This is a genomic window from Acinetobacter sp. YH12063 (genome assembly GCF_013419715.1).
In the GTDB taxonomy this organism is placed as follows: Bacteria; Pseudomonadota; Gammaproteobacteria; order Pseudomonadales; family Moraxellaceae; genus Acinetobacter; species Acinetobacter amyesii.
This window is the reverse complement of sequence record NZ_VOZO01000003.1, coordinates 129,991-142,870: the sequence shown is the minus strand read 5'-3', so window position 1 is coordinate 142,870 and position 12,880 is coordinate 129,991. Positions and strand designations below refer to the sequence as shown.

Sequence of the window (12,880 nt, the reverse complement as noted above, 5' to 3'; positions counted from 1 at the left end):
CTGTCGGAGCTGTCGGAGCTGTCGGAGCTGTCGGAGCTGTCGGAGCTGTCGGAGCTGTCGGAGCTGTCGGAGCTGTCGGAGCTGTCGGAGCTGTCGGAGCTGTCGGAGCTGTCGGAGCTGTCGGAGCTGTCGGAGCTAAATTTAGCGGGTTCCAACGGAACTGACCATCATTCATTTCACTAATTTTACCAATACCCGGAAATGGTAAATGTGCAAATGCAACGAAGGTTTGCTCTTGAGCAAAACGTTTAAAAATTGCTAAACGAGTTTCACTGGCTTTGACCGGATCGACATCAAAATCGACAGATAACTTGGGTTGTTCAAACTGTAAATGATACGAATGAACCACATCACCGAGGATAGCAAAACTTTTAGCTTGCGACTTTAAGATAAAAGAATAATGCCCTGGTGTATGCCCAACACTCGGTAGTACTTCTAATCCATTAATCACAGAACCAACGCTAAAAGTCTTAAAACTCCGCATGGTTTGATAAGGCGCAATCGCAGCTTTAATTTTCGCAACGGTCGCTAAATAACCTTCACGTTTTTCGGTAGCTAAAGTGTCGACGGTGCTTTCACTTAACCAATACTGACTTTCTTGTTCATTGACGTAGATCGTTGCATTTGGAAACACAGCCTTACCTTGTTTCGCAATGCCACATGCATGATCAGGATGTAAATGGGTTAAGAAAACACTGCGTACGCGATTAAGCTTATAGCCAGCTGCTTCAATATTTTGTGCAATAGATCCTAAGTTCGGACCAAAACAACTGGCTGCACCACTATCAACAAGACTGATGCCACCTTGTCCATCATCAATCAGATAGGCATTGACACTGGTTTGTATGCCTTTGCTCTGATCAACCGCAAGCTTTTGAAATAAGGCACTGACTTCTTCTGGAGTTAAATTTTGTTTAAATAAATCAGGACTTAATTCGAGTGTCCCATCTTTTAAAGCAATGACTTTATATGCACCCACTTGGAAAGGATAAAATCCCATGGGCTGTGTCACATTCGTTTTGATTTCCGTTTGAATAACTGCCGGCTCTGCACTGACAAACTGGCTGGTTAAAAGTGTTGCTGCAAGCACAGCAAAACTAAAGTTTTTCATTGTTGACCTATATCACTTTTATTATTTCATGCAATGAAGCAAAGGCTTCAAAATTAAAAATTTTAAACGCCTGTATTGTGCCTGAAATTCAGGCAAATTTTAAGTCTAATAATGAATAAACATAGCACTAACTTGATACAGGCTTATGTAAATCCCCTTAAATTTTTAGGCCCAATAAAATAAAAACTGAATGCAAGAAAACTTTAAGCTTGGCATGCTATATTTTCGCCAGTTTTTAAATCTATACGTCTGTACAGTGCTATGAGTGAAATTTCCCCGTTTAAAGGCAAATCTGGATTTAAACGAATTTTAAATGCAACGCAATATTCCCTCGACGGATTCAAAGCTGCTTATCAAAATGAAGCTGCATTTCGACAAATTGTCTGGATGAATATTGTGCTTATTCCTACCAGTTATTTTCTCGATGTGAGTCGTGCTGAACATGCCCTTATGGTAGTGGTGTGCTTATTTGCCTTGATAGTTGAGTTATTCAATTCTGCCATTGAAGCCGTTGTCGACCGCGTATCTTTAGACAAGCATCCACTTTCTAAAATTGCAAAAGATATGGGGAGTGCCGCTCAATTCGTTGCTTTAGCAATTATCTTTTTTACTTGGTTTATTATCCTTTTGCCTTAAATAAAGGCTGTCTCACTCTATTTGCAGGGTTATGCCCTGCTTTTTTTAATTCCTTATTTCTGTTTTTTAAGTAAAATTTACGCGTCCCTATGCACATCTACTGATCCATCGAAATAAGCCAAAAATTCAAACTATGAAATCATTGGCTTAAACAAGATTAGAGGGGGGAAAATAGATACACATTCATTGAGCAGACCGCTTCTTAAGGACGCTTTTACAAGAAAAGATAAAACCTATTTTTTCGGACTTTTAAGCTTGAACACGTTAAAATGCCTTTGAGAATTTTGTGCTACTTTGAAATGAACCATGACTTTGAGCACCACCAGCCTTCGTAAACAACTCCGTAAGCAGCGTCGTAGCCTAAACCTATGGGAGCAACGACAAGCTGAACAACAAGTCCTACAGCGCTTAATCAGACATAGTTATTTTAAGCGCAGTCAGCATATAGGCGTTTATTTACATGCATTTGGTGAAATTCACACTCAAAAGCTTATCCACTACTGTTTTTCGCATCAAAAACACGTGTATTTACCCATGATTTGCAACATGAATCAGCAACTGGTTTGGGTTGAAATCTCACGTCATCAATACATTAGTAAACGTTTTTCTCATCACCCACTCGGTATGAAAGAACCCATGGCAAGTCGTGGGAAGCATGTTTCTCATCTTGACCTTTTAATTATGCCCTTGCTCGCTTGCGACAAGTACGGCACACGTATTGGTATGGGGGGTGGCTTCTACGATAAAACATTAGCAACAGCCCACTCTACCCCCTACCGTTTAGGACTTGGTCATGATTTTCAACTCATTCAAGACTCTTTGGTCCGAGAGGCATGGGATCAACCGCTAGATGGCTTTATTAGCCCATCTCAAACTTTAAGCTTCAAACGTTAATTTGATATTCTTGACACTGAGTTACACTTATAAATCACATATTTAGTCATTTTTTATACATTTTAATTGGCATGACCCTTGTAATTTAAAAAATACACATCACTATAAAAAACATGGCAACACCGTTGTCACTCATTAGGAGTGCCCATGTCTGAGATTATTATGAATGAAGAAAGCTTGGAAACTACAATTCCGAGCGTATTACCGCTCTTAGCGCTACGAGATGTGGTTGTATATCCTCACATGCAAATTGCACTGTTTGTGGGTCGTGAAAAGTCGATCAATGCAGTCAATGTCGCACGTGACAGTGACAATCTTGTATTCGTAGTTGCACAAAAAGATTCGCTTACAGAAGAAATTGATCACGACAATTTATATCAATACGGTACTGTCGCGAAGATTGTGCAAGTTGTGAATCATGAGAATGATGAAAACTGTATAAAAGTACTGATTGAAGGCTTATATCGTGCCAAGTTAGAAAAAATTATCGATGCCGATGATTACCTGACTGCCGAGCATTCATTAAGCCCAATGACGGTTTCTGTTGACTCAGAAACTCAGAATAATCGTGTGGAAGAATTACGCACCTTATTTGCTCAATATGCAGAAGCAAAATTGCGTAACGCACGTGAATTGATTGCAGCAGCCAATAAAATTGATGATTTGCTACAATTATTATTCTTCGTAGCAACACGCGTGCCTTTGAATATTGATGTAAAACAAAAATTCTTAGAGCATGATGAATTTGAAGCACATTTAGCTGAGCTCATGACGTATTTATTACAACAGTCAGAAGAGCAGCAAATTGAGCAAACCTTACATGATTCTGTGAAACGCCAAATGGAAAAGAATCAGCGTGAATACTTCTTAAATGAAAAAATGAAGGTCATTCAACGCGAACTTTCTGATATGAATGGCGGTGGTGAGGATGACGTTGCAGAAATTGAAAAACGTCTAACTGAAGCCGATTTACCTGAACATGTACGTAAAAAAGCTGAAAATGAGTTCCGTAAGCTAAAAGCAATGCAACCTGCTTCGAGCGAAGCTGCTGTCGTGCGTAACTATCTAGAAGTTATTTTAGATACGCCTTGGAACAAAGCCAGCAAAGTCAGCATTAACCTTGCGAAAGCTCAAGACATTCTTGATGCCGATCACTATGGTTTAGACGACGTGAAAGACCGCATTGTGGAATACCTTGCTGTTCAATCACGTGTGAAAAAACTTCGCGGTCCAATTCTTTGCTTAGTTGGTCCCCCAGGTGTAGGTAAAACTTCACTCGGTGAATCTGTTGCCAAAGCAACTGGTCGTGAATTTGTCCGTATGGCGCTTGGCGGCGTGCGCGACGAAGCTGAAATCCGTGGTCACCGTCGTACATATATCGGTGCGATGCCGGGTAAAATTGTGCAGTCTTTGACTAAAGTTGGAGTAAAGAACCCACTGTTCTTACTCGATGAAATTGACAAAATGGCGCAAGACTATCGTGGCGACCCTGCTTCAGCATTGCTTGAAGTCCTAGATCCATCACAAAACAGCAAGTTCAATGATCACTACTTAGATCTTGATCTAGACCTTTCTGAAGTGATGTTCATCTGTACTGCAAACAGCATGAATATTCCAGAAGCTTTGCTTGACCGTATGGAAGTGATTCGTCTACCGGGTTACACCGAAGATGAAAAAGTGAATATTGCTGAACGTTACCTTGTTCCAAAAGCCATCAAGAACAATGGTCTACGTGCGAAAGAATTAACCGTTCACGAAGAAGCCATCCGCGATATCGTACAACGTTATACACGTGAAGCCGGTGTGCGTAGCTTAGAACGTGAAGTATCTAAAATTGCACGTAAAGTCGTGAAAGAAGCTGTTAGTAAGAAATCGAAAAATCTTCAAATTGAAGTGAATTCGAAAAATCTTCCTGACTACTTAGGTCCACACAAATTCGACTTCGGTATGGCCGAAGAAGAAGCTGAAGTGGGTCGTGTAAATGGCTTGGCATGGACATCTGTTGGTGGTGAACTGCTAACGATTGAAGTTGCGGCAGTAAAAGGTAAAGGCAAGTTCATTACCACCGGTTCTCTTGGCGATGTCATGAAAGAATCGATCACAGCAGCGATGACCGTTGTACGTACCCGTGCAGATGAACTGGGTATTGAAGCGATTCGCTTTGAAGAAACTGATGTACACGTGCATTTACCAGAAGGTGCAACACCGAAAGATGGCCCATCTGCTGGTCTAGCCCTAACTACCGCACTTGTTTCAGCGTTTACAGGCATTGCGATTCGTCCAGATATTGCGATGACCGGTGAAACCAGTCTGGGTGGCCGTGCAATGCGCATTGGTGGTTTAAAAGAGAAACTTCTCGCTGCTCACCGTGGTGGCATCAAGCTTGTCTTTATCCCACAAGATAACGTTCGTGACTTGACTGAGATTCCAGACAATGTCAAAGAAGGTCTAGAAATTAAACCAGTGAAATCGATTGATGAGATTTTACCTCTAGCCTTGGTTGATATGCCTAAACCTCTTGCAAAGACACCGATTGTCAAAGCAACTGAAGGTGGCAAAGCTGCTCGTCACTAAGCGCTAACAACTCGCAATAAAAGAAAAAAGCCCTGTTTCGACAGGGCTTTTTTTATCCATTATTCATACTGAATATTCTAAACTTGTCGTTCAAATCCATCGCTATGACAAGACTCAAGACAATAGCTACAACCTTTAATTGGATAACTATTTCAAATTCGACGTCAAGATCAGTAATAGCCAATAAGAAAGTCTTACAAAATTTGCATGCTATTACTTGAAATATCTCCCTCTATCCCACATATATAGTAGAGAGATATACGCGCTGTATGTTTCTTTATTGGTTCCAATCACGTTTAAAAGCGTGATGATCATTGGAACAAGATGGTCATCTGCATCTCCAGGTAGATGACCTTTTATCGCAGTCCACAGGCTTTCGGGGCTGCGTTTTTTATGTCATGTTTTTAAAGACATGCTATTTCAAATTTAAAATGGTTTTCACCAAACCATCGATCACTTGAGCCATCTTGTCTAAGTTTAATTTATCCAAGGTATCTTGCTCGGTGTGATAGTGCTTATTACGATAAAATGCCGTATCAGTGATCATCATCGCCGGCATATCAAATTGCCAATAATTCATATGATCTGAAAAATCCACACCCTGAATAAATGAGGGTGAAATCAAGCGTTCACATTGCAACTGCTTCAATGACTCCATCGCAGCACAATACGATGAGGTTAAGTCACGAGACTGAATATTCCCCACCGATGCAATAAAATTCGTATGTGATGGATAAATCCATTTCAGTCCAACTGGATATTCTTGGGTGACTTTGGGATCAAAATAACCAATCATTTCCAGAATATACACACCTGAAATTTTATCCTTTTCCTTTGCTACCGATTTTGCATGGATAAAACTGCCCATCGACTCTGTTCTAAAATATGGCGGTTCTTCGAGGGTATAAAATACAAATTCAATATTTTGTTTTAAACGCGCTTTTTCAGCCGAAAGAATCCGAGCAGCTTCGAGTACACCTGCAACGCCAGAAGCATTATCATCAGCGCCATGCTGCTCCTCAAATACATCGTAGTGCGCGCCAATGATCACTCGGTTGCTATGCCCTGCATTTAAGGGACAGACCACATTCCGGTATGGTTGGCTATTTACGGTATAGGTTTGAAAACGGCAATTCACACCAAATAAACGCATCTGCTCACGAATCCAAGCAGACACCCTATTTAACTCTTGAATGTTCTTATAGTTACGATATTCAGCTTCATTACCAATAATTTGTTCTAAATAGACTTTTAAATTATCTGGTTCAGCGGTTCTAATATTGTTGGCATACGCCGCAAATGAACACCATCCAAAAATTAAAAGCATTGCTGCTTGCTTGAGCAAAAATAATTTACCGTCCTGCCATGTTTTTTTCATTGTTATTATTCCAATTTTCATCTTTGATCTAATCTGTTTATGCTGCGTATTTAAACAGCAAGCAGAACACGATTTCAATTGCAAATTGTGTCTGAACATACAAAGCGCAAGCGAACCGTTATAATACTCTTTTGTATACTTTCAGGCGCTGTATGAAAATTCGTATTCTGACAATCGGTCAAAAAATGCCAGCATGGGTTCTGACGGGTTTTGAAGATTATTTCAAACGTATTCAGCCTTTTGTTCAAACGCAGATCATTGAACTGCCTATGGCCAAACGTGGCAAAAACGATTCAGAAACCGACATTTTAAAATACCGTCAAATTGAAGGTGACAGCATTTTAAATGCCATGAAATCGAATGAAGTGCTGATCGCCTTAGAAGTCGGTGGTCGTGAGTTTAGTACCGAAAAACTAGCTGAAACCATGAAAGGCTGGATGCTTGAAGGCAATGATGTGGTTTTAGCCATTGGTGGGCCAGATGGACATTCTGAGGCGGTACGTAAAGCAGCAGCATGGCATTGGTCTTTGTCTAAACTAACTTTGCCACACCCAATGGTTCGTGTCATGCTCATCGAACAGCTATACCGTGCAATGAGTATTAATCATAATCACCCTTACCATCGTGCGGGTTAATCCGAACTAACATCCAGCGTATACAGCAGTTACAGCGTTGCAACAATGAAACAAACCGTTGAAATTATCCGAATTGTTACGCTGAATAATATAGTGCATGATCATCATATTCCTTTAAACAACCAACGGCGACCGCGATGAATTTACATACACTTCCAGGTTTATTTATTTCCCATGGCTCACCTATGCTTGCCATCAATCCTGAGCAAGTCGGTCCTGCGTTGGAACGTTTAAGCCTGAATCTTCCAAAACCGGAAGCCATTATTATCATGTCCGCACATTGGGAAAGTAACGCACTAGAAGTAAGTACCAGTGCCCGTCCTGAAACTTGGCATGACTTCCGTGGTTTCCCTGCGGAACTTTATGATATTCGTTATCCAGCACCGGGTAACCCAGAGCTTGCAGAAGAAATTCTTCATTTACTTGCCAATGCAGGATTATCGGCACATGCCAACAGCACTCGTCCACGTGATCATGGCGTTTGGATGCCGTTGTTGCATATGTATCCTGATGCAGACATTCCTGTGATTGAAATATCGCTGCCGATGACTATGTCTGCGCAAGAGATCTATAAAATTGGACAAACGCTCGCACCTTTACGTGACAAGCAAATCCTGTTGATTGGATCGGGCAGTATTACTCATAACTTACGTGAATTGGCTTGGGATGGACGTGCAGCAACCGTGCCTGAGTGGGCATCTACATTCCGTAATTTTGTGGTCAATAAGCTCACTCATCAAGATTTTGATGCAGTTCTCGATTGGCAAAATATCCCGTTTGTACAACGCAACCATCCGACCATTGAACATTTTGCACCCATCTTCTTTGCGATGGGTGCAGGCCCCCGCTTCTCTATTGTTCACAGTAGCTTTAGTATGGGTTCGCTGGGTATGGATATTTATCGTTTTGATTAAACGTGAAATAAACTTGATAGCTTGACTTATTCATAATTTATATTAATAAGTTAACAAATTATTATTTATGGATACATTTTGCTACTTATTTGAGCTGAATGTATTCATATTCTTTTAAAATGAATGGGTTATGCTACAGGCTGAAATTCACTTAGAACAGTTAGCGTAATGAAATTAAAATATTTAGCGATCGCCCTCTTCCCTTTAGTCCTTGCAGCATGTCAATCAAGCGATATCCAAAAAGCTGGAGATTTAGCCGTGAGCGTATTACAACAACAAAATGCTGATAAAACTTTAGCTTCATATCAATGGAGCACCACCACTGAAAATGCACCAAAACCTTTGGTTTTAAATTTTCTAGAAAATGGCACTTTGGGTATTTCAACCAGCTGTAATAGCATGTCAACCCAATGGAAAGTGGAACACAATACACTTGTAACAGGCAACATTGCATCTACCATGATGGCATGTCCTGATAATGCGATGAAACAAGAAGGACTTGCATCTTCACTCTTTAGTGACCGTAAAGCACCTTTTGTTTTAAATACCACAGATCCACAAAATCCAACGTTAACGATTATTTCTGCAACAGGTGAGAAACTGGTTTTCACTGGAAAATTAACACCTGAAACCCAGTACAACTCACAAGGCGAAACAATTTTCCTTGAAGTCAGCCCTGAAACCAAACAATGTACAGGTGTTGCTCCACAAACTTGCTTACAAGTACGTGAAGTGAAGTACGATGAAAAAGGCTTAAAAACACAAGTTGATAAAGACTGGACTTTATTTTACGATCAAATTGAAGGCTTTAAGCACACTCCTGCAGAACGCCAAATTATTCGCGTAAAACGTTTTGAACGTAAAAACCCTGCTGCTGACCAATCAAAATATGCCTATATTTTTGATATGTCAGTCGAACGTGAAGCCGTAAAAGGTACGTTGTAAGTTACAGCCGATAAAAAACCGAGGTCATCGCCTCGGTTTTTTTATATCTTCACAACTGCAAACGCTAATCAGCCGTGCAAAGTTTTCAAATCACGATGTAATGTTCAGCCAATGCTTTAGCGATGTAAATTTAAAGCTACTACAAAAGCAAAATGCCCTGCCTGAATTCATCCTGAAGAATCGCAATCAACAGACCTATATTTTTAAAGGCATACAGCGAATTACTGATTTACATGATTTTGAAGCAGAACAATTAACTCAAAAGAATCGGGTCTCGTAAAGAATAACGCCCCCCCCAAACCACACTCAAATTAACGATGGCAGTATGACATTCTTAGTGGCCGTAATTACATTGGCCACAATTATGATGTAGAAAAGCATACTTTGCGTTTTATAGGAGATGTAGGGAGTACACTGAAGTTCAGCACACAGTTACATCGGTCAGGGCTTCATTTTTAAACGTTTGCTCGACCAACCCTTAAATTTTCACTTCAGTGTTATGGATAGCGAAATCCAACTTACCCTGATGAGCACTAATTAACAATCCAATATATTCCAAACCATTCAGCCATAAAAAAACCGAGGCTTGAGCCTCGGTTTTCAGTTCAACTTACGGAGAACTTAGTAAACGCCTTGAGCAAGCATTGCGTCAGCAACTTTTACGAAGCCTGCAATGTTCGCACCGTTTACATAGTTCACAGTACCATCTTCTTCAGTACCGTATTTCACGCAGTTGCGGTGAATTTCTTTCATGATCGCGTGTAGACGCTCGTCAACTTCTTCGAAAGTCCAACCCAAACGAATTGCGTTTTGAGACATTTCAAGACCAGAAGTTGCAACACCACCTGCATTTGAAGCTTTACCTGGTGCATAAAGAATTTTCGCTTCAACGAATTTCTCAACTGCAGCCAAAGTAGATGGCATGTTTGCGCCTTCAGCAACACAGATTACGCCATTAGCAAGAAGAGCTTCAGCATCAGCTTCATCTAATTCATTTTGAGTTGCACATGGCAGTGCGATATCACATTTGATTGACCAAGGGCGTTGACCTTCTAAATATTCAAAACCGTGCTTAGATGCAAATTCAGAAATACGGCCACGCTTAACGTTTTTCAATTCCATTACTTCAGCAAGAAGTTCAGTTGTGAAACCGTCTTTCACGTATACAGTACCAGCTGAGTCAGAAAGTGAAACCACTTTCGCACCTAAGTACATTGCTTTTTCAGCAGCGTATTGTGCAACGTTACCAGAACCCGAAATCGTTACAACTTTATCTTTAAAGCTATCGCCACGAGTTTTTAGCATTTCCTCAGCGAAATACACAGTACCGTAACCAGTTGCTTCAGGACGCGCAAGTGAACCACCGAAAGTTAAACCTTTACCAGTGAACACACATGCTGTGTCATTGCTTAATTTTTTCATCATACCAGCCATGTAGCCAACTTCACGGCCACCTACACCGATGTCACCCGCAGGGATGTCAGTGTTAGAACCAAGATGACGGTATAATTCGATCATTAATGCTTGGCAGAAACGCATGATTTCGCCTTCAGATTTACCTTTAGGGTCAAAATCTGAACCACCTTTACCACCACCCATAGGAAGTGTAGTTAAAGCATTTTTGAAAGTTTGTTCAAAACCTAAGAATTTAAGAATTGAAAGGTTCACTGATGGGTGGAAACGCATACCACCTTTGAATGGACCAATTGCTGAGTTGTATTGAACACGGAAAGCACGGTTAACTTGAGTTTGACCTTTGTCATCTACCCATGAAACACGGAACTGAATTGCACGCTCAGGCTCAACAAGACGTTCTAGCAAACCGTAGTCAGCATATTGTGGGTTCTTTTCGATGAATGGCCAAAGGCTCGTCATCACTTCTTCAACAGCTTGAAGAAATTCAGGTTGATGTTCATCACGTGTTTTAACGTAGTCTAGGAAGTCGTTAAGGCTGTTATATTTCAACACTTAATCCTCAGCAGATGTATGGATCAAAATCGATCACAATTTTGATCAAAGATATATTTTGGCGCAAAATATTAAATATCTTTTGTAACTAATCAGCAATAGTTTTTTTAAAAAATCTTTAAATTCTTTAAAGAACAGCAATTTAAATTGATTATTTAGATATTTTAGTTATAAATATTATTACTTTTAGGAATGTTTTAATGAATTATTTTGCTCATTTATGATGCATCTTTAGACCCATTTTTGCGCACAGCAATTCATACTGAAACATGCTAGAATTCAACGTCCTCTTTGATTTTTCTCTGCCTTCATTTGTACCCGCGACTACCCATGACTTCTGAAATTTCCCTCATCCAACAAATTGATGCCCTATTGCCACAAACTCAATGTGGACTCTGTGGACACCGTGACGGCTGCTTACCCTATGCCAAAGCCATCAGTGAAGGAGAAGAAGCCAATAAATGTGTACCCGGTGGTCAACCTGTGGCAGATGCACTGGCAGCGTTATTAAATCGATCACACTTAATTGCAGAAGCCAGTGTTTGGCCAATCCAAAGTGATGGACGACCGCAACGGGTCAAAGCCGTGATTCGTGAGGATGAATGCATTGGTTGTACCAAATGTATCAGTGCCTGCCCTGTTGATGCCATTATTGGCTCAGGCAAATTGATGCATACGGTCTTGACGGATTTATGTACGGGCTGCGAACTCTGCATCCCACCGTGTCCAGTGGATTGTATCGACCTTATCGAAGAGCTTGATCAAGTGCCATCTGAACCTGTTCGAATCGCAGAACAGAATGATTTACGTCGCCGCTACTATGCACATATTCAACGTGAGGAAAAGCGCCGAATTCATCGTAAAGGCCCTGTTGTACGCGCAGAAATTGACACGGAACTGTTTGCCCAATTTTCGACCCAGACAGACTCGGTACCGGTCATTGAAGTCGTAGAAAAACCAACTACGCCAGTCGTGCAGCTCGATGCAAAAACCACCATTGAACTTGCTAAAATTCGAACACAAATCAAAAAGTTAGAAAAACAGCTCAGTGTTCGAGACGATGTAAAAAAACGTGAGTTACTCCATACGCTCACGCAACATTTAACACAACTGCAAGGGGCTTAATCATGGCTGTTAAAAACATGACTAAGAAGCAAATTCAAACTTTTTTTGAACGCTTACGTGAGCAACGCCCCAACCCGAAAACCGAACTCAATTATAGTAGTGCATTTGAACTTTTAGTGGCTGTTACCCTATCTGCCCAGGCCACAGATGTCAGTGTCAACAAAGCCACAGACAAGCTCTTTCCAGTGGCAAACACTCCTGAAGCTATCTATGCGCTGGGTGTTGACGGTCTGAAGGAATATATCAAGACCATTGGCCTGTATAACTCTAAAGCGGAAAATGTCATCAAAGCCTGCAAGATGCTCATTGAGAAGCATAACAGCATCGTTCCGAATAATCGTGCAGATTTGGAAGCCTTACCCGGTGTCGGTCGTAAAACTGCAAATGTGGTGCTGAATACTGCTTTTGGTCAACCGACCATGGCCGTTGATACGCATATTTTTCGTTTAGGTAATCGTACAGGATTGGCTATCGGCAAAAATGTTCTGGAAGTCGAACACCGACTCGTCAAAGTGATTCCTAAAGAATTTATCGTCGATTCACATCATTGGCTGATTTTACATGGACGCTATTGCTGCATTGCCCGCAAACCAAAATGCGATGAATGCATCGTGTCTGATGTATGTAATTGGCCTGACCGTTTTGACTTTGGCGCATTAAGACCGATTAAAACCACCCAAATTGAAGATTAATCTCTTCA

10 protein-coding genes and 2 pseudogenes are annotated in these 12,880 nt (G+C 40.9%); 8 read left to right on the top strand and 4 right to left on the bottom strand.

Annotated elements, in window-relative coordinates:
* A pseudogene (locus tag FTU12_RS16430) lies at positions 1 to 136 on the bottom strand (hypothetical protein); the annotation flags it as partial.
* A gap of 132 nt (positions 137 to 268) precedes the next feature.
* Positions 269 to 1,000 (bottom strand): annotated as a pseudogene (locus tag FTU12_RS05340) (MBL fold metallo-hydrolase); the annotation flags it as partial.
* Between the two features lie 372 nt (positions 1,001 to 1,372).
* Between FTU12_RS05340 and FTU12_RS05335 the strand changes: the two are divergent.
* The 3 genes from FTU12_RS05335 to lon all read left to right on the top strand — a co-directional run bounded on the left by FTU12_RS05335 (position 1,373) and on the right by lon (position 5,215).
* Entirely contained in the window at positions 1,373 to 1,747 is a 375-nt protein-coding gene (locus FTU12_RS05335; protein ID WP_168378310.1) for a diacylglycerol kinase, read from the top strand.
* 306 nt (positions 1,748 to 2,053) lie between these two features.
* Positions 2,054 to 2,641 (top strand): 5-formyltetrahydrofolate cyclo-ligase, encoded by a 588-nt coding sequence (locus FTU12_RS05330; protein WP_180026669.1) that lies wholly within the window; start codon positions 2,054 to 2,056, stop codon positions 2,639 to 2,641.
* A 147-nt stretch (positions 2,642 to 2,788) separates the two neighbouring features.
* The gene (gene lon / locus FTU12_RS05325; RefSeq protein ID WP_180026668.1) at positions 2,789 to 5,215 is read left to right on the top strand and encodes an endopeptidase La; all 2,427 of its coding nucleotides are present in this window, start codon (positions 2,789 to 2,791) and stop codon (positions 5,213 to 5,215) included.
* 415 nt (positions 5,216 to 5,630) lie between these two features.
* On the opposite strand, the gene FTU12_RS05320 is transcribed toward lon, so the two are convergent.
* On the bottom strand, positions 5,631 to 6,542 hold the full coding sequence (locus FTU12_RS05320) for a M20/M25/M40 family metallo-hydrolase (RefSeq protein ID WP_180113916.1): 912 nt from the start codon (positions 6,540 to 6,542) through the stop codon (positions 5,631 to 5,633).
* Between the two features lie 203 nt (positions 6,543 to 6,745).
* On the opposite strand from FTU12_RS05320, the gene rlmH reads away from it, so the two are divergent.
* The 3 genes from rlmH to FTU12_RS05305 all read left to right on the top strand — a co-directional run bounded on the left by rlmH (position 6,746) and on the right by FTU12_RS05305 (position 9,087).
* Complete coding sequence (gene rlmH, locus FTU12_RS05315; protein ID WP_180073241.1) at positions 6,746 to 7,228, top strand: 23S rRNA (pseudouridine(1915)-N(3))-methyltransferase RlmH; 483 nt, start codon at positions 6,746 to 6,748, stop codon at positions 7,226 to 7,228.
* Positions 7,229 to 7,365: 137 nt separating this feature from the next.
* Complete coding sequence (locus tag FTU12_RS05310) at positions 7,366 to 8,142, top strand: dioxygenase (RefSeq protein ID WP_180055791.1); 777 nt, start codon at positions 7,366 to 7,368, stop codon at positions 8,140 to 8,142.
* A gap of 168 nt (positions 8,143 to 8,310) precedes the next feature.
* Positions 8,311 to 9,087: an META and DUF4377 domain-containing protein gene (locus tag FTU12_RS05305; RefSeq protein ID WP_180040690.1), complete on the top strand. Its 777-nt coding sequence runs from the start codon at positions 8,311 to 8,313 to the stop codon at positions 9,085 to 9,087.
* Positions 9,088 to 9,708: 621 nt separating this feature from the next.
* Here the strand turns inward: FTU12_RS05305 and gdhA are convergent.
* Positions 9,709 to 11,055 carry an NADP-specific glutamate dehydrogenase gene (gdhA, locus tag FTU12_RS05300; RefSeq protein ID WP_227591817.1) on the bottom strand — a complete coding sequence of 449 codons (1,347 nt, stop codon included), beginning with the start codon at positions 11,053 to 11,055 and terminating at the stop codon, positions 9,709 to 9,711.
* A gap of 330 nt (positions 11,056 to 11,385) precedes the next feature.
* Here gdhA and FTU12_RS05295 point away from each other — a divergent pair, with 330 nt between their 5' ends.
* On the top strand, positions 11,386 to 12,180 hold the full coding sequence (locus FTU12_RS05295) for an RnfABCDGE type electron transport complex subunit B (protein WP_180113912.1): 795 nt from the start codon (positions 11,386 to 11,388) through the stop codon (positions 12,178 to 12,180).
* A gap of 2 nt (positions 12,181 to 12,182) precedes the next feature.
* Positions 12,183 to 12,872 (top strand): endonuclease III, encoded by a 690-nt coding sequence (nth, locus tag FTU12_RS05290; protein ID WP_180113911.1) that lies wholly within the window; start codon positions 12,183 to 12,185, stop codon positions 12,870 to 12,872.
* Positions 12,873 to 12,880: the final 8 nt, after the last annotated feature.